This is a genomic window from Arthrobacter glacialis, from assembly GCF_002909445.1.
Taxonomy (GTDB): domain Bacteria; phylum Actinomycetota; class Actinomycetes; order Actinomycetales; family Micrococcaceae; genus Specibacter; species Specibacter glacialis.
The window spans coordinates 1-17,665 of the sequence record NZ_PPXC01000004.1 but is presented as its reverse complement, the minus strand read 5'-3'; the positions used below and the strand labels follow the sequence as shown (position 1 = coordinate 17,665).

At 63.0% G+C, this 17,665-nt stretch carries 14 protein-coding genes and 2 riboswitches; of the genes, 10 read left to right on the top strand and 4 right to left on the bottom strand.

Going from position 1 to position 17,665, the window contains the following annotated elements:
• Positions 1–9 precede the first annotated feature (9 nt).
• Together ptsP and CVS27_RS05670 are read left to right on the top strand one after the other, a co-directional pair.
• A complete protein-coding gene (ptsP, locus tag CVS27_RS05675) occupies positions 10–1,683 on the top strand; it encodes a phosphoenolpyruvate--protein phosphotransferase (protein ID WP_103464784.1) in 1,674 nt (557 codons plus the stop codon).
• A 32-nt stretch (positions 1,684–1,715) separates the two neighbouring features.
• Complete coding sequence (locus tag CVS27_RS05670) at positions 1,716–1,970, top strand: HPr family phosphocarrier protein (RefSeq protein WP_103464783.1); 255 nt, start codon at positions 1,716–1,718, stop codon at positions 1,968–1,970.
• A gap of 56 nt (positions 1,971–2,026) precedes the next feature.
• Here CVS27_RS05670 and CVS27_RS05665 read toward each other — a convergent pair whose 3' ends face one another.
• Entirely contained in the window at positions 2,027–2,812 is a 786-nt protein-coding gene (locus tag CVS27_RS05665) for an isocitrate lyase/PEP mutase family protein (protein ID WP_103465076.1), read from the bottom strand.
• A gap of 195 nt (positions 2,813–3,007) precedes the next feature.
• On the opposite strand from CVS27_RS05665, the gene CVS27_RS05660 reads away from it, so the two are divergent.
• Both CVS27_RS05660 and CVS27_RS05655 read left to right on the top strand, forming a co-directional pair.
• Entirely contained in the window at positions 3,008–3,550 is a 543-nt protein-coding gene (locus CVS27_RS05660; RefSeq protein WP_103464782.1) for a PadR family transcriptional regulator, read from the top strand.
• A 5-nt stretch (positions 3,551–3,555) separates the two neighbouring features.
• On the top strand, positions 3,556–5,265 hold the full coding sequence (locus CVS27_RS05655) for an ABC1 kinase family protein (RefSeq protein ID WP_103464781.1): 1,710 nt from the start codon (positions 3,556–3,558) through the stop codon (positions 5,263–5,265).
• Between the two features lie 11 nt (positions 5,266–5,276).
• Here the strand turns inward: CVS27_RS05655 and CVS27_RS21610 are convergent, their stop codons facing one another.
• Entirely contained in the window at positions 5,277–5,639 is a 363-nt protein-coding gene (locus tag CVS27_RS21610; protein ID WP_370739472.1) for a hypothetical protein, read from the bottom strand.
• Between the two features lie 198 nt (positions 5,640–5,837).
• On the opposite strand from CVS27_RS21610, the gene CVS27_RS05645 reads away from it, so the two are divergent.
• Entirely contained in the window at positions 5,838–6,275 is a 438-nt protein-coding gene (locus CVS27_RS05645) for a Fur family transcriptional regulator (protein ID WP_103464780.1), read from the top strand.
• Positions 6,276–6,825: 550 nt separating this feature from the next.
• Here CVS27_RS05645 and purU read toward each other — a convergent pair.
• The gene (purU, locus tag CVS27_RS05640) at positions 6,826–7,731 is read right to left on the bottom strand and encodes a formyltetrahydrofolate deformylase (protein ID WP_103464779.1); all 906 of its coding nucleotides are present in this window, start codon (positions 7,729–7,731) and stop codon (positions 6,826–6,828) included.
• Positions 7,728–9,206 carry a D-serine/D-alanine/glycine transporter gene (gene cycA, locus CVS27_RS05635; RefSeq protein WP_103464778.1) on the bottom strand — a complete coding sequence of 493 codons (1,479 nt, stop codon included), beginning with the start codon at positions 9,204–9,206 and terminating at the stop codon, positions 7,728–7,730. Before cycA ends, purU begins: the two co-directional genes overlap by 4 nt.
• Positions 9,207–9,361: 155 nt before the next feature.
• Positions 9,362–9,478: riboswitch (glycine riboswitch) on the bottom strand.
• A 202-nt stretch (positions 9,479–9,680) separates the two neighbouring features.
• Positions 9,681–9,776: riboswitch (glycine riboswitch) on the top strand.
• Between the two features lie 150 nt (positions 9,777–9,926).
• On the opposite strand from cycA, the gene gcvP reads away from it, so the two are divergent.
• From gcvP to CVS27_RS05610, 5 genes are all read left to right on the top strand, one after another.
• Positions 9,927–12,818: an aminomethyl-transferring glycine dehydrogenase gene (gene gcvP, locus CVS27_RS05630; protein WP_103464777.1), complete on the top strand. Its 2,892-nt coding sequence runs from the start codon at positions 9,927–9,929 to the stop codon at positions 12,816–12,818.
• Between the two features lie 34 nt (positions 12,819–12,852).
• A complete protein-coding gene (gene gcvT, locus CVS27_RS05625; RefSeq protein WP_103464776.1) occupies positions 12,853–13,974 on the top strand; it encodes a glycine cleavage system aminomethyltransferase GcvT in 1,122 nt (373 codons plus the stop codon).
• 221 nt (positions 13,975–14,195) lie between these two features.
• Positions 14,196–14,579 (top strand): glycine cleavage system protein GcvH, encoded by a 384-nt coding sequence (gene gcvH, locus CVS27_RS05620; protein ID WP_103464775.1) that lies wholly within the window; start codon positions 14,196–14,198, stop codon positions 14,577–14,579.
• On the top strand, positions 14,576–15,901 hold the full coding sequence (gene glyA / locus CVS27_RS05615; protein ID WP_279325104.1) for a serine hydroxymethyltransferase: 1,326 nt from the start codon (positions 14,576–14,578) through the stop codon (positions 15,899–15,901). The genes gcvH and glyA overlap by 4 nt, the downstream gene beginning before the upstream one ends.
• Before the next feature lie 139 nt (positions 15,902–16,040).
• Entirely contained in the window at positions 16,041–17,438 is a 1,398-nt protein-coding gene (locus tag CVS27_RS05610; protein ID WP_103464774.1) for an L-serine ammonia-lyase, read from the top strand.
• Positions 17,439–17,665 lie beyond the last annotated feature (227 nt).

The following is a 17,665-nucleotide window of genomic DNA, read 5'->3' as shown; positions in this document are numbered from 1 at the left end:
GATTCTTTCATGATTGACAATGCTATAGCCACCACCGGAACAGGTGTTGTGGCTGGGCTTGGCTATGCGCCCGCGCTTTGGGTGAAGCCAGCGCCCATCCTGCCCCACAGTACTGATGCCGTGGTTGCCGAGGAGGCCCGGGAAGCCGAAATTGCCCGCTGGAAAGCAGCCGTTGAGACGGTGGCGGCCAGGCTCGCAGCCCGGGCGGCGGCTGCCACGGGAGCGGCCGCCGAAGTCCTCGAAGCAACAGCAGCCCTGGCGGCGGACAAGGGCCTCCAACGGACAACAGTCAAGCTCATAGCGGCAGGGTCCACGGCTGAAGCCGGCACCGTCACGGCCATAGCGGCGTTCATCGCGAAGTTTGAAAAGCTCGGTGGCCTGATGGCCGAGCGGGCCACTGATCTTGGCGACATCCGCAACCGGGTCATTTCCGCGCTGCTGGGCTTGCCGGAACCCGGCGTCCCCACTCCACTTACCCCCATCATCCTGCTCGCCGAAGACCTCGCCCCGGCGGACACGGCAACGCTTGACCCGGCCTTGATTCACGGCATTGCAACCCGACTGGGCGGACCCACCAGCCACACGGCCATCATTGCCCGTCAGCTTGGAATCCCCTGCGTGGTGGCTGCCGCAGACCTGGCTGACATTCCTGACGGCACCCTGGTCCTCATTGACGGGGCCGCCGGCACTGTGGCGGTTGGGGCAGATCCGGCTGAGGCTGAGGCCAAGGTCCTTACGGATGCTGCACGCCGCAAGGCCGTGCAGTCCTGGCAGGGGCCCGGCCGCACCAAGGATGGAACCGCCGTCGAAATTCTGGCCAACGTTCAGGACGGCGCCGGCGCACGGGCGGCGGCACAATTCCCGGCACAGGGAGTGGGGCTCTTCCGCACGGAATTGTGCTTCCTGTCTGCACAACACGAACCGTCGGTGGCCGAACAGGCCAGCATCTACGGTGAAGTCCTGGCAGCCTTCCCCGGACAAAAGGTAGTCATCCGCACGCTCGACGCCGGATCCGACAAGCCCGTGCCTTTTGTGGCGCACCCTGATGAGGAGAATCCGGCGTTGGGGGTGCGGGGCATCCGCCTGGGCAACGCCGACCAGGGATTGCTGGAGCGCCAGCTCGACGCCGTTGCCCTTGCCGCAGAACAGCAGGGCGTGACCGCGGCCAAGGTGATGGCACCCATGGTGGCCACCATCGATGAGGCCCGCAACTTTGCCGCAGCCTGCCGTTCGCGAAAGCTTTCGCCGGGGCTCATGGTTGAGGTGCCGTCCGTGGCGTTGCTCGCCGACGCGTTCCTGGCAGAAGTGGACTTCATGTCCATCGGAACCAATGACCTCACGCAGTACACCATGGCCGCCGACCGCATGGCACCATCCCTTGCTGCACTGACAGACCCGTGGCAGCCGGCAGTTTTGCACCTCATCCGCCTCGCTGCCATGGCCGGCGCCAGTGCCCAAAAGCCGGTTGGCGTCTGTGGCGAGGCGGCGGCAGACCCGCTGCTCGCCTGCATCTTGGTGGGGCTGGGCCTGACTAGTCTGTCCATGGCACCCAACGCCGTGGCCGCCGTCGGCCTCCAGCTTGAATCCGTCACGCTCGAGCAATGCCAGCGGGCAGCCGTCGCCGTCCTTCGCTGCACCACGGCACGTGCGGCCAGGGCCACGGCCCGCGAACTGCTTTCATAATTCACCCAAGAAATGTTCCAAGGAGTAAACGAATGACCACCCAAACAGTTGTAGTTGGATCCCCCGTGGGCCTGCACGCCCGCCCCGCCGCCCTGATTGCCAAGGCCGCAGGTGCCTACGACGAGGAGATCCTGCTGGTCCTGGACGGCGAGGAAGCAGATGCCGCCTCGTCATTGATGATCATGACCCTCGGCGCAGACTTTGGCGCGAGCGTCACTGTTGAGTCGGAGAACGCCGACGCCGTGGCGGAAATCGCCTCGTTGATCGCCAAAGACCTGGACGCCTAACGGATCACCCCAGTTGGTACAAGGCACCCCGCTCATTGGATCGGGGTGCCACTTCTTTAAGGAGCATTTCCAGCCACATGTGCCTCTAGACGCGCCTGCATCTCCCTGTAAGAGGTGGCCGCCAGAGGTTGTTTGCCGTCGCGCAGGGCGTTAGCCACGTTCACGGCCGCGTCCACGGATGCGCGGTAGGGCAGCGAACCGGAACTCACGCGCCGGACCCCTAATTCCCACAGCTCGGAAACGCTCAACGAGGGGTGTGCCAGCAGGTTGACCGGCAGCCCAATCCCGGCGGTGAGGCCCCGAATGTCCTCCGGATCCGCACCGCCGGGGACAAAGATGCCGTCGGCCCCCGCATCGGCGTATGCGCGGGCACGGCGCAGCACAACGTCCACGGCGGCTTGTTCGCCAAACCAGAAGTTATCCACCCGCGCATTGACGAACATGTCCGGGCTGCGGCGCTTGACGGCGGCGATCTTGGCGGCAAAGGCCGCTGGAGCCACCAGATGCCCGTCCGTGATGTCCTCAAGGTTGACCCCGGCCACGCCCAGGGCCGCCAGTTCGGCCACAAAGTCAGCGACCTCGGCAGGATCGTCGGAATAGCCGTCTTCGCTGTCCACCGTGATGTGGACAGCCAGCCGGCACAATTGCGCTGCCAGCGCGGCGGTTGCCGCCTTGCCGGTCCGGCCGCCGTCGGGCAGGCCCGCACTGGCCGCGATGCCAAAGCTCGTGGTGCCGACTGCGGGATAGCCCGCTGCAGCAAATGCCAGGGCCGAGCCAGCGTCCCAGGCATTGGGCAGCAGACGCGGTGCATTACCGCGGTGGAGTTCCCTAAACGTGGCCATGTCCATTCCCATCCCAAACCAGACGAGCAACCCGAATCTCCCCCAGCCTACAAGCGTGGCAGGAGGACGCCAGGATGCAATGGGCACAACAGAACGCGGCCCCGCTCGCGTCCCCGGAACCATTGATTCTGCTCCTGCCCGGGTATATCGTTAACTATCGCTGAGTATCGTTCACGAGTGGTTGAGGAGAGCATGATGCATAATTCATTCCCGGCAGGCGGGTTTTTTGGCAACAACATGGATGGCATGTGGCAGGCCGTTGAGGAGTTGCGTTCACGGTTCGAGAAGCCCTCGGGCACGCGCGCGGGCCGCGGCGAGGTGCGATCGGCGGTGCTGGCACTACTCGCGGAAAAGCCCATGCACGGCTACCAGATCATCCGTGAAATCGAGGAGCGCAGTGGTGGCAGCTGGAAGCCAAGTGCCGGCTCCGTCTACCCAACATTGCAGCTGCTGGCTGATGAGGGGCTCATCAGTGCTGAAGAATCCAACGGCCGCAAGATTTACTCGCTGACCGAGGCGGGCCGCGAGGCTGTGGCGGGAACAGATGTGTCAGCGCCGTGGGACTCAACGGGTCCTGCGCAGGGTGGCGGGTTCGCGGCGTTGCCCAAGGCTGGCATGGAGCTTGCGCAGGCGGCTGCCCAGGTTGGCCGTACAGGCACGTCGAAGCAGGTGCAGGAGGCCGTTGCGGTGCTCGAAGAGGCACGGCGCAAACTGTATTCGATCCTCGCCCAGGACTGACGTAGGTGGCGTCGGTTCGTGGCGGCCGGGCAGATCCTGTGCCCGGTGCCGGGAACACCCGTGCCCGCTACCGCCGCATCCTGCGCTTCGCCGCGTGGCATCTGACGGTGACCTGGTGGTTTGAGCTGGTCCTTCCCCGGCTGGGCCTGGCCAGGGTTGCCAACCGCACCCGGGCCAAGAGGATGCGGCGTTTCGCGCAGCGTTTCCATGCCCTTGCGGTGGACCTGGGCGGTTTGATGATCAAGGTTGGCCAGTTCATGTCGTCCAGGCTCGATGTGCTCCCGCCGGAAATCACTGCCGAACTGGAGGGGCTGCAGGACGAGGTGCCGCCCGTCCCGTTCCCTGCCATTCGTGCCCTTGCCGAGGCGGAGCTGGCAGCGCCGTTGAACAAGGTGTTCGCCTGGGTTGAGGAGACGCCCATAGCTGCCGCATCCCTCGGGCAGGTTCACCGGGCACAGCTTCTTCCCGCCAATGCCGCCGACACCGGGCTCCACCAGGTGGTGGTGAAGGTACAGCGGCCGGGCATCGCGGAAATTGTGGATGTGGATCTGGCCGCACTGCGCAAGGTGGGCGGCTGGCTCAGCCACATTCGCCTCGTGTCCAACCGTGCCAACGCGCCCGCCCTGGTCGAGGAGTTTGCCCAGACAAGTCTCGAGGAGATCGACTACTTGAATGAGGCTGCCAATGCGGAACGCTTTGGTGCCGATTTCGAGAACGACAACAGGGTGGCTGTGCCCGGCGTCGTCTGGGAGCGGACCACCCGGCGGGTGCTCACGCTTGAAGATGTCACGGCGATCAAGATCACGGACACGAAGGCGCTCCTTGCCGTGGGCATCGAGCCGGCGCAGGTGGCCCCGGTTTTCGCGTCGGTCATGTTTGACCAGCTGTTCACGAACGGCTTTTTTCACGCTGATCCGCACCCCGGCAATATCTTTGTCACTCCGGTCACCGATACATCGGCTGAGCACCCATGGAGGCTGACGTTCGTCGACTTCGGCATGATGGGCGAGGTTCCGCCCAGCACGCGCTCGGGCTTGCGGAAGCTGCTGATCGCGGCTGCCTCGCGCAACGGCAAGGGGCTGGTGGCAGCGATCAGCGACGTGGGTGTGCTGGTGCCGTCGGCCGACACCGCCGAGCTCGAACGGGCCATGACGCAGCTGTTTTCCCGGTTTGGCGGGATGGGGTTCGCCGAACTGCGCGAGGTGGATCCGCGGGAGTTCCGCGATTTTGCGGTGGAGTTCGGCGACGTGGTGCGTTCGTTGCCGTTCCAGCTGCCGGAGAACTTCCTGCTCGTTATCCGCGCCATGGCGCTGACTTCGGGAGTGTGCAGCTCCCTGGATGCCCGGTTCAACCTGTGGGACTCGGTGGAACCCTATGCGGCGCGGCTGTTGCGCGAGGAGCGCGGCAACATTGTCCAGGATGTTGCCCAAGAGGCGCTCGACGTCGTAGGACTCGCCCTGCGCCTGCCAAAACGCCTGGATGGACTCATCAGCACCATTGAAGACGGGCAGCTACAAATGGCCAACCCGCGCCTGGAACGGCAGCTGGCCCGGCTGCAGCGAACGGCGCAGCGGGGGATAGGGGCCCTGCTATTCGGCGCCCTGCTCATCGCCGGATCCTTGGTTCGGGCAGATGACTCGGCACTCGGCAACATGCTAATGCTGCTTTCGGTGGTTCCGCTGCTGCATGGACTGTGGGTGGGGCGCCGCCGCTGAGCCTCGCCACCTCACTCGGAGGCTGCCCCATACCCTGTGGGCAGGTGGTGCAGGTGGTGCAGGTGGTCCTCCTGGTCGTCGCCCGAGCATCTCGGGTCCTTCGACGAAGTCGTAACGGATCCAGACCCGGTGATCTTCTCGGCCAGGAAACGGCTGACGTCCGGCAAATCCATCAGCTCAGTCAGCAGCCGGAGCCCTGCCTGCGGGCCGGGCTCGGGAGAGATCAATTCCGATTGTGCTCGGGTGAGGGTCAGCACTCCTCCGGCTACCGGGTGCCGCTCGGCATCCTTCTCCAGCACGAGCACGCCCACGTTGTGCTGCCCCAGCTCGCTGGCCAGCATCATCCCCGTCGGCTCGCCGCCGCTAATGATCACCTCGAACATGTGAAACCCCCATCCAATAACTCATCTTCGTGTCTGTGGGTCCGAAGGGAGGAGCCTTCGGGGCGGTCCCCATTTTCTCAAGTACTGTGGCCGCCGCCAAGCACGGCGCCAAGTCTTGGGCGGGCAGGCCTGGTGCGTGACCGCGCATAGTTGTTTTGAGTAAATCAAAACAACTGTTAGTATTGAGTTATGGGACGGGACGCGCAAGCAGACGATTTAGAGGTACGGCTTAGGTTGGCCGGACTGAAAGTGACGGCACCCCGCGTGGCCGTTCTTGGTGTTCTTGCCACCAGTGGCCATCTGGATGCCGAAGCAGTTTTCTCCCAGGTCTCCACGCCCCTGCCGAAGACGTCCCTGCAAGCGGTCTACGGCGTTTTGGCTGCGCTGGTATCGGCCGGATTGGTTCGAAAAATCGAGCCCGCTGGCTCCGCAGCGCTTTACGAGGCCCGCGTGGGCGACAACCATCATCACATGGTCTGCCTCAACTGCAAGAGTGTGGAAGATGTGGACTGCGTAGTCGGGGAGAGTCCCTGCCTGACGCCGTCGAACATGAACGGTTTCGCCGTTCAGACCGCTGAAATAACCTTCTGGGGCCTGTGCTCCCAGTGCCAGACCGCCGTCCCATAGCCTGCAGCGCGTACGGCGCCCCCCTTTTTTTGGCCAGATAGCTCCATTGCTACTGCCACCAACCACATGACGTGGCGTGATTTGTTGCGCCCTCATCAAGCAACCGCAAAGGAATTATCTTGACAACATCCACCTTTTCCTCCCGCCATCCCCATATCCGCCTGTACATGAGCGAGCATGCTGATGGGGGATCCCGAGCAGCGAGCTGGGCCCCCGCGGGAAGCTACGTGACAACTGATGCGAAGCCTGCCGCACGTCCAGGCAGCTATGTGACAACCGACGCGCAGCCGTCCGGGCCAGTGGGCACCTATGTGACAACCAGCGCGAAGCTCTCTGGTCCTGTGGGCTCATACGTGAGCTGTGCCGAGCGTTCCGCGAGGTAACAGGCGCGGCATCCTCCCGGTGGTCGGGGTGCGCCACCTAGGTGCCAAATCAACGGCGGCCCAAGATGGCCAAAAACTGGCTGTACCTTGCGCCGCCGTCGTTCTTCATGATCTGCACGGGAGTTCACCTCGTGGGGAGCCTCATCGGTTGACCTAGGATGGCAGACCTAGCGCAGCACCACGGTCCGGTTCCCCGACAAAATGATCCTGCCCTCGGCATGCCACCGGACGGCGTTGGTCAGGGCCTTGCACTCAGCATCCTTGCCAACAGCCACGAGATCCGCAGGACTGAATGTGTGGTCCACGTCGATGACCTGTTGGGCGATGATCGGGCCTTCGTCCAGTTCGGCATTGACGTAGTGGGCCGTCGCACCTACGGTCTTGACGCCACGATCGTAGGCCTGGTGATACGGCTTGGCGCCCTTGAAGCTTGGCAGGAAGGAATGGTGGATGTTGATGGCCCGTCCAGATAGTACGGACGTAAGGTTGTCACTGAGAACCTGCATGTAGCGTGCCAGAACAACCAGCTCAACCTTGTACTCCTCGACCAGCGTCAGCAACTCTGCTTCGGCGGCCGGCTTCGTTTCAGGCGTTACGGGGATGTGGTGGAACGGGATCCCGTGCCAGTCAACCAGGTCCCTGTGGGTCTCGTGATTGGAGACGACGGCAACAATTTCCACCGGCAATTCACCGGTTCGGGCGCGAAAAAGCAGGTCGTTGAGGCAATGGCCAAACTTCGAGACCATGACCATGATGCGTTCCTTGCGGACCTGCGGTTCAAGACGCCAATTCATGCCCCATTGCTGGGCCACCGGCGCGAATTCCTGCCGGAGGTCTTCAGGACTTGGCCCACCAACGCCGGCTATGAAATGAACCCTCATGAAGAAGTGCCGCACCAGCTGGTCACCGAATTGCTTGATGTCCACGATGTAGCATCCGTGGTCCAGCAGGTACTGCGCCACGGCATGCACGATCCCCGGGGATTCGTTGCAATCGAGGGTGAGGATGAATGACCCACCCTCCTGAGGATTCGCAGGAACTTTGGCCGACGGCGTCAGCGGACCGGTGCTCATTTTCCTGCCGAGCTCTCAGCTCCGAGCGGTCCCTGCGCGGAAACTCGTTCAGATTCAAGATCTGCCTTGAACTTCGCGTAGCGGGCCCGGTGGCTGGGGGTCTTGCCTACGAGGTACCAGACCACAGCCAGCACAATGAACCACAAGGGGGTCACCAGCAGGGCAATCAGCGTATCCACCTGAGTGGTCAGGGCCCACAGGACAAAGGCAAAGAAGGCGAAGACAACATAGACCATGGGAATGCCGCCAGGCATTTTGAACTTCGAGGATTCATGCAGTTCAGGGCGGCGCCGGCGGAAGGCGAGGTAGCTGGCCAGAATGATGGACCAGACAAAGACGAAGCAGACAGCGGCCACGGTTGTGACCATTTCAAAGGCCTTGCTGACATCCTCGCCGACGTACAGCAGCACGATGCTGGAGAGGAGCAAAACGCAGGAGAGAAACAGCGCATTGTTGGGGACCTTGCGCTTGGACAACTTGGAAAACCGGAAGGGGGCATCGCCCTCCTGCGCCAGACCATAGACCATGCGGGAGGTGGAGTAGATGCCGGAGTTGGCGCTGGACATCGCGGACGTGAGGACCACGAGATTGATGATGGTGGCAGCCGCGCCGAGTCCCGCCATGGAGAACATGGCGATAAACGGGCTTTCGCCTGCGACGAACTGCGTCCAGGGAATGACCGACATCAGGATGACCAGTGCGCCCACATAGAAAAGCAGGACGCGGATGGGAATGGAGTTGATGGCCTTGGGCAGGTTCTTTTCCGGATCCTTGGCCTCGGCTGCGGTGGTTCCCACGAGCTCAATGCCCACGAAGGCAAAGACGGCGATCTGGAATCCGGCAACAAAGCCCATGAATTCATTGGGGAAGAGTCCGCCGTGGCTCCACAGGTTCGTGAAGCTCGCCGTTCCGGTGTCAGATTGGAAACGGCTGAAGATCATGAACAAGCCCACACCGATCAAGGCAACAATGGCAATGATCTTGATCAGGGCAAACCAAAATTCCGTTTCGCCAAAGGCTTTCACGGTGGTCAGGTTCAGGACCAGCAAAATTCCGATGGTGACTACCCCGGGGATCCACAGCTCGATCCCCGGCAAGAGTACCTCCGAGTAGGCCGCGATGGCGATGACATCGGCGATGCCGGTGATGACCCAGCAAAACCAGTACGTCCAGCCGGTAAAGAAGCCGGCCCATGGGCCCAAAAGATCCGCAGCAAAATCGCTAAAAGATTTGTAATGGAGGTTGCTCAACAGCAGCTCACCCATGGCGCGCATGACGAAGAACAGCATGAAACCGATGATCATGTACACAAATATCACCGAGGGGCCGGCTGCGGAGATGGTCTTGCCGGAGCCCATGAACAGGCCGGTTCCGATGGCGCCGCCGATGGCGATGAGCTGAATATGCCTGTTGCTCAGCTGCCGCTCAAGGTGGGGCTCGGCCTCGGGTGTGGTGATGGATTGGTGGATCGTCAAAGGAAGGCCCTTCGTTTAGGTGGCAGGGTGCACCACGAAGATTTGCTTCCTCCCCACTCTGTCTTGGACCTGAGAGTTTCCGCGTTTCCTTAGAAATCAAGGGGACGCTTGCACCGTCGGTGAGCCCGGATGTTCGGGCTGCTTTCCAGAGTTGCCTCGCCACGGCGGTACATGGGCCTGAGAGATTCCCGGGGAGGGTTTGCTCCTTCGGCGCCCACTTGATGTCTGCGCTTCGCGCAGATGTACCGGCGGAACTCTCCCGCCGCGGATCATAGGCACTTCAAATAACTTTAGTTTGGTGACGCGAGTCACAGATTATCTTGATCTTTGACCGCGTGCAAGATGAGTTCAGTATGTGGCCGGGAGCTAGAGGTGATGTCCGGAAAAATTAGTTCGCAGACCGGACAATGTTTGGACGGAAACAATCTATCGTGTAATGTGTGCTTCGAATCACCCATATCTTAATACGCCTTTCGAACCGTGGCGGGAGAGTCCTCCCAGCAATGTGGCGGCGCCGTAGGAGCAAATCCTCCCCAGGAATCTCTCAGGCCCCCGTACCGTCATGGTGAGGCAACTCTGGAAAGCAGCTGCGGGAAACCCCAGCTCACCGACGGTGCAAAGCGGATGACAAATCCGCGGAATCTCTCAGGTCCAAGACAGAGCGGGGAGGAACCCACCCATGCCGCACCCCCTTGGTTCGGCCGTATCTTGGAGTTCCTCATGACGATTCAGTCCAGTCAAACTGCGTTTGTAGACCGGCACATTGGCGCCCGCAAGCAGTCCCACATCGAGACCATGCTCAAGGCCATCGGCTATGACAGCGTCGATTCCCTCGTAGACACGGCTGTTCCCGATTCCATCCGTCAGGCCAAGCCCTTGGAGCTCCGTTCTGCGTTGAGCGAAGTGGAAGTGCTGGCCGACCTTCGCGCCATCGCCGCCAAGAACAAGATGGCAGTCCAGCTAATCGGTCAGGGCTACTACAACACCGTGACCCCGCCGGTGATCATGCGAAACATCCTTGAAGCCCCGGCCTGGTACACGGCTTACACGCCCTACCAGCCCGAGATCTCCCAGGGCCGCCTCGAGGCGCTGCTGAACTTCCAGACCATGGTCAGCGACCTGACCGGACTGCCCGTTGCAAACGCCTCCTTGCTCGATGAAGCCACCGCTGTAGCCGAGGCCGTGCTGCTCATGCGCCGCGCCAACAAGTCAAAGACCGCCGCAAACGGCAAGACTGTCCTGGACGCGGACCTCCTGCCGCAGACCATCGCCATCGTCAAGGGCCGAGCCGAAGCCCTTGGCTTCGAGGTGGAAGTTGCCGATCTCGCCCAGGGACTGCCCGAAGGTGACATCAACGGCGTCGTTCTTCAACAGCCCGGCGTATCCGGACGCGTCTTCAACCACGCTCCCGTGATTGCCGCAGCCAAGGAGCGCGGTGCGCTTGTCACTGTTGCCGCCGATCTGCTGGCCCTGACCTTGATCACCCCTCCCGGTGAGCAAGGTGCCGACATTGCCGTTGGTACTGCCCAGCGCTTCGGCGTTCCCCTGTTCTTTGGTGGACCGCACGCAGCGTACATGGCGGTCCGCAGCGGCATGGAACGCACCCTGCCCGGACGCATCGTTGGGGTCTCCACCGACAACACCGGCCTGTCGGCTTACCGCCTGGCCCTGCAGACCCGCGAGCAGCACATCCGCCGCGAGAAGGCCACCTCCAACATCTGTACGGCACAGGCCCTGCTGGCGATTGTCGCCTCCATGTACGCCGTCTACCACGGCCCCTCCGGGCTGAAGGCCATTGCCGAAACGGTCAACGGCCACGCCCGCACCCTGGCAGCGGCACTGCAGGCATCCGGCGTCGAACTGGCCCACACTTCCTTCTTTGACACCATCACAGTCAAGGTTCCGGGACGCGCCAGCGCACTGGTGGCCCTGGCCGAGAGGGATGGCATCAACCTGCGTTCCATCGACGCCGACCATGTTGGCATCTCCGTTGATGAAACCACGACGGCGGACATCGTGGCTCGCGTAGTCGCCGTGTTTGGAGCCGCGCCGGCAGGAGACGGCACGGACCAGGGCAGCAGCTCAGATTTCGGCTTTGCGGCGGACACCGTGCGCGGCTCTGACTTCCTGACGCACCCCGTGTTCAACACGCACCGTTCCGAAACTCAGATGTTGCGTTACATCCGCCGCCTCAGCGACCGTGACCTGGCACTTGACCGCACCATGATCCCGCTGGGCTCCTGCACCATGAAGCTCAATGCCACGGCCGAGATGGAAGCCATGTCCTGGCCAGGATTCGCCTCCATCCACCCGTTCGCTCCTGATTCCCAGACCGAAGGCTGGCGTGAACTGATCGGTGAACTGGAAGCCGATCTGGCCGAGATCACCGGGTACGACCAGGTCTCCATTCAGCCCAACGCCGGCTCCCAGGGCGAACTTGCGGGCCTGCTCGCCATCCGCGGGTACCACCTCTCACGCGGTGACGAACAGCGCACCATCTGCCTTATCCCGCAGTCGGCCCACGGCACCAACGCTGCCTCGGCCGTGCTGGCCGGCATGAAGGTTGTTGTTGTTGCCACGGCTCCCGACGGCACCATCGATCACGCGGACCTGACGGCCAAGATCGAAACCCACAAGGATCAGCTCTCGGCCATCATGATCACCTACCCATCCACGCACGGCGTTTACGACGCCGATGTTCGCGAGGTGTGCGACGCCATTCACGCAGCCGGAGGCCAGGTCTACGTTGACGGCGCCAACCTGAACGCGCTTGTGGGCCTTGCCCAGCCCGGCAAGTTTGGCGGCGACGTCAGCCACCTGAACCTGCACAAAACGTTCTGCATTCCGCACGGCGGCGGCGGCCCCGGTGTAGGTCCCGTTGCAGCCAAGGCCCACCTGGCCCCGTTCATGCCCGGCGATGCCAACGCGGCGTCTCACGACGGTACCGGCGTCCCGATCTCGGCTACACGCTTCGGCTCGGCCGGCGTTCTGCCCATCTCTTACGCATACGTAAAGCTCATGGGCGGCAAGGGGCTGACGGAAGCTACGAAGTCGGCACTGTTGGCAGCGAACTACATCGCCTCGCAGCTCAACGAGCACTACCCGGTCTTGTACACGGGCGCCGGGGACCTGGTTGCCCACGAATGCATCCTGGATCTGCGCGATCTGACAGCCAAGACCGGTGTCACGGCAGAAGACGTGGCCAAGCGCCTCATCGATTACGGCTTCCACGCCCCTACCCTGTCCTTCCCGGTTTCCGGCACCTTGATGGTTGAGCCGACCGAATCCGAGGACTTGGCCGAGATTGACCGCTTCATCAACGCCATGATCAGCATCCGTGCCGAGATTGATCAGGTAGCCGAGGGCACCTTCACCTTGCTCGACAGCCCGTTGCGCAACGCACCCCACACGGCTGCCGCCGTAGTCGATTCCAACTGGGATCGCGGCTACTCACGAGAGCAGGCCGTGTTCCCCGTGGCCGCCCTGCGCCAAGACAAGTACTTCCCGCCCGTTGGCCGCATTGACGGTGCAGCCGGAGACCGCAACTTGGTCTGCTCCTGCCCTCCCATCGAGTCCTTCGAGGACGATGCAGCAGATTTCGAAGAAAACTGAAGCGTTCACTAACCACCACCGCGAAGGAATTCCCATGACTGAGAACCACACAGCCCTTTACGGCGAGCACGAGAAGGCCGGCGCGTCATTCACCGACTTTGGTGGCTGGCAGATGCCGCTGAAGTACTCCTCGGAGCTGGCCGAACACCACGCAGTCCGCAACGCCGCAGGCCTTTTTGACCTCTCCCACATGGGCGAGGTTTGGGTGAGTGGCCCCGACGCCGCAGCCTTCCTGGACTACGCACTTGCTGGCAAGTTGTCAGCCGTTGCCGTGGGCAAGGCCAAGTACTCGCTGATCTGCAACGCCGACGGCGGCATCATCGACGATCTGATCTCTTACCGCCGCAGCGACGAGAAGTACCTGGTGGTCCCCAACGCCGGTAACGCCGCAACCGTGGCAGGGCTCTTGGCTGAGCGCGCCGCAGGCTTCGATGTAGAGGTCAAGGATGTCTCCGCAGAGACGTCGTTGATCGCCGTTCAGGGGCCCAACGCCGAAGCCATCCTGCTGACGCTGGTGCCTGCGGAGCAGCACTCCCTGGTGACCGAGCTGAAGTACTACGCTGCTGTCGATGTGACGATTAACGGCCAGGAGCTCTTGCTGGCACGCACCGGTTACACCGGCGAAGACGGCTTCGAAATCTACATCCCCAACGCCGACGCCGCCGCCCTGTGGCAGATACTGCTGACCAACGGACAAGACCAGGGGCTCATCCCGGCTGGCTTGGCCTCCCGGGATTCGCTCCGTCTGGAAGCCGGCATGCCGCTGTACGGCAACGAGCTGTCCGTCACCGGGCACGCGTACTCCGCAGGACTGGGCCCCGTGGTTTCGTTGGCCAAGGAAAGCGACTTTGTCGGCAAGGCAGCACTCGCCGCCATCAAGGAAGCCGGTGAAGGCTCCACCACAGGCCGCAAGCTGGTTGGCTTGAAGGGTCTTGGCCGCCGCTCAGCCCGCGGCCACTACCCGGTCCTGAAGGACGGCGCCACCATCGGCGAGGTCACCTCCGGCCAGCCCAGCCCCACCCTGGGCTACCCGGTCGCCATGGCCTACGTCGACGTGGCGCACGCCGAACCCGGCACCCTGCTTGACGTGGATCTCCGCGGCAAAGCTGAGGCCTTCGAAGTGGTTGCCCTGCCGTTCTACAAGCGCCAAAAGTAACTTCTGCGCGGACCGTCGCCGGGGTTTCGCTAGTTCAGATCCCGGCGACGGACCGGCGCTCTCGCGAGGTGGGGGCTGGTGCCCGCGCCGCGCCACACACGACTTCGTCGGTGTGTCCGCGGCGGCGCCCACCACACCGCCAGCCCCCACCTCGCTGCGCGCCTGTTCCCCTCCTCCATCCTCTGCAAATAGCCTTCACAACACTTAACGAACGGATCATGATGAGCAAAGTAGCTCCTGAACTGAAGTACTCCGCCGAGCACGAGTGGATCGCCGCTGATGGCGCCGGCCCCTCCACGATTGGTGTCTCCGCCGTCGCCGCCGACGCGCTGGGCGACATTGTGTATGTGGACCTGCCTGAGGTGGGCTCCACTGTCACCGCCGGTGAGGCGTGTGGCGAGATTGAGTCAACCAAGTCCGTCTCGGACCTGTACTCCCCGGTCACTGGCGAGGTCAGCGAAGTCAACACGGCCGCCGTCGAGGATCCGGCCGTGATCAACTCCGATCCCTACGGTGCCGGATGGTTGTTCAAGGTGGCCGTGGAGTCTGAGGGTCCGCTCCTGTCCGCCGACGAGTACGCAGCTGCCAATGGCGGGGAACTGTGAGCCGCGCCGACGCAGCAACCGTGGACTACGTTCAGGTGACATCGGCCAGCCTGGATGCTCCGTTGTCCGCGTTGGATCCGGAAATCGCCGTGCAGATCGACGCCGAGCTGTCCCGCCAGCGGACCGGCCTGGAAATGATCGCCTCGGAGAACCACACTGCGGCGGCCGTCATGGCGGCCCAGGGCTCCGTGCTGACCAACAAGTATGCCGAGGGCTACCCGGGCCGCCGCTATTACGGCGGTTGCGAGCACGTGGACGTTATTGAGCAGCTGGCCATCGACCGGGTCAAGGACCTGTTTGGGGCCGGCTTCGCCAACGTCCAGCCGCACTCGGGCGCCCAGGCCAACGCCTCCGTCATGCACGCGCTCATCAAGCCGGGCGACACCATCATGGGCTTGAACCTGGCCCACGGCGGGCACCTGACGCACGGCATGAAGATCAACTTCTCCGGCCGGCTCTACAACGTGGTCCCGTACCAAGTCCGCGAGGACACCCACCAGGTAGACATGGCTGAGGTTGAGCGCCTGGCGCTCGAGCACAAGCCAGCCCTGATTGTTGCCGGCTGGTCCGCCTACGCACGGCAGCTGGACTTCGCCGAATTCCGCCGCATCGCGGATCTAGTCGGTGCCTACCTCATGGTGGACATGGCACACTTCGCCGGCCTGGTGGCCGCCGGGCTGCACCCCTCACCGGTGCCGCACGCCCACGTCACCACGTCCACCACGCACAAGACCCTTGCTGGCCCCCGCGGCGGCATCATCTTGAGCAACGACGCCGACATTGCCAAGAAGATCAACTCCGCCGTGTTCCCGGGCCAGCAGGGCGGGCCGCTGGAGCACGTCATCGCTGGCAAGGCTGTGGCCTTCAAGATCGCCGCCTCGGAAGAATTCAAGGAACGCCAGGAGCGGGTGCTGCTGGGTGCCCGACTTCTGGCCGACCGCCTGATCCAGCCGGATGTCGCGGCCAAGGGAATCTCCGTGATTTCCGGCGGGACCGACGTCCACCTGGTCCTCGTTGACCTGCGCAACTGCGAGCTCAACGGCCAGGAAGCCGAGGACAGGCTGGCTGCCATTGACATCACGGTCAACCGCAACGCCGTTCCGTTTGATCCCCGCCCGCCCATGGTCACCTCCGGCCTGCGCATCGGTACCCCGGCTCTGGCCACTCGCGGTTTCGGCGAGGCCGCCTTTGCCGAAGTGGCGGACATCATTGCTGAGGCCCTTCTGGCCGACGCTGACGCGGATTTGTCCGGTCTGCGCACCCGGGTTGAAGCACTTGCAACAGCCCACCCGCTCTACCCGTCAGTGACAAATCTGTCCTAGGCGGTACAGTAGCTCCCTGCGGCGACGGCCATTGATGGCCGTCGCCGCAGGGAATAGGCTGGGCATTATCCAAGGGTGTGCCCGGCCCTCCGCCAGGTTTCACTGGCGGAAGGAATTTAGTCTTTAGTGAGGTACTCACATGTCCGTTGGTGTTTTTGATTTGTTTTCGGTGGGTATTGGCCCGTCGAGTTCGCATACTGTGGGGCCGATGCGGGCGGCGGCTGCGTTTGTGCAGGAACTGATGGACGCTGGTGTCCTGGGACAGGTTTCTGGGGTCCGGGTTGATTTGTATGGTTCGCTGGCCGCGACGGGTCGTGGGCACGGGACCATGACGGCGGTGTTGCTGGGGTTGGAGGGGCGTGAGCCTGAACTGATCCTGCCCGAAGAGGTCGAGTCCCGCCTGGCCGCGTTTGCTGCCGGGGATCCGCTGCTGCTCGGTGGCAGTGTGGCCCTGGCCTACGGGGCCGGGGACATCATTTTGCACCCCTTGACGATTCTTCCCCGCCACACCAACGGCATGAAACTCGCTGTTTTGGGCAGTGACGGTGCCGTGCTGCATGAGGCCACCTACTTTTCCGTCGGTGGCGGGTTCATCATCCGTGAAGGCGCTGTGGACGCGGCCGTGGCTGAGCTGGAACACTCCAAGGAACTGCTGCCCCACCCGTTCCGGACCGCGGCGGAACTCCTGAAGCATTGTGCCTCGACGGGCACCAATTTCAGTGGTGTGATGCTCGCTAACGAACTCGTCACCCGCACCGAGGCACAAGTCCGTACCGGGTTGCTGCATATCCGCGACGTCATGGAGGACTGCAAGAACGCGTCCCTGGCCCGTACCGGGTTGTTGCCGGGCGGGTTGAATGTGCGCCGCCGCGCCCCGGACTGGTATGCCCGGCTGCGGGCTGAAGACCCGGACCGGGATCCGAAGTTCTGGCAGGAATGGGTGAACCTGGTCGCGTTGGCCGTGAATGAGGAAAACGCCTCCGGCGGGCGCGTGGTCACTGCCCCTACAAACGGGGCCGCCGGGATCATCCCGGCCGTGATGTTCTACGCCACCCACTACACCGCCGGCATGGCCGATGCCACGCAGGAGCAGATTGATGATGTGGTGGTGAAGTTCCTGCTCGCCTCCGCCGCCGTGGGCGTGCTCTACAAGGAACAAGCCTCGATCTCCGGCGCCGAGGTCGGCTGTCAGGGCGAGGTCGGATCCGCGTCCTCGATGGCCGCTGCAGGCCTGGCTGAAATCATGGGCGGCACCCCGGAACAAGTCGAAAACGCCGCCGAGATCGCCATGGAACACAACCTGGGCCTGACGTGTGACCCGATCGGCGGTTTGGTGCAGATCCCCTGCATTGAACGCAACGCGATCGCCGCAGCGAAAGCCATCAACGCCGCAAAAATGGCGCTCTGGGGCGATGGCCAACACCGGGTCTCCCTGGATGAAGTCATCATCACCATGCGCGAAACCGGTCGCGACATGTCCTCCAAATACAAGGAAACAGCCATGGGCGGCCTCGCCGTCAACGTCGTGGAATGCTAACACCGGTGAAACCATGAACGTATGCGCCAAACCCGGCACGAGTTCAACGCATAAGCACGCATGCGCAGAACCCAGCACGAGTTCACCGCATAAGTTCAGAAACAACCAGGCCATGGCATCTTGCCGGCGCCGCTTGAAGGAGTATTGACATGACGTTGGCACCTGAGGGACGTAAGTTGTTGCGGATTGAGCAGCGTAATGCTGCTGTGCCGGTGGAGCGGAAGCCT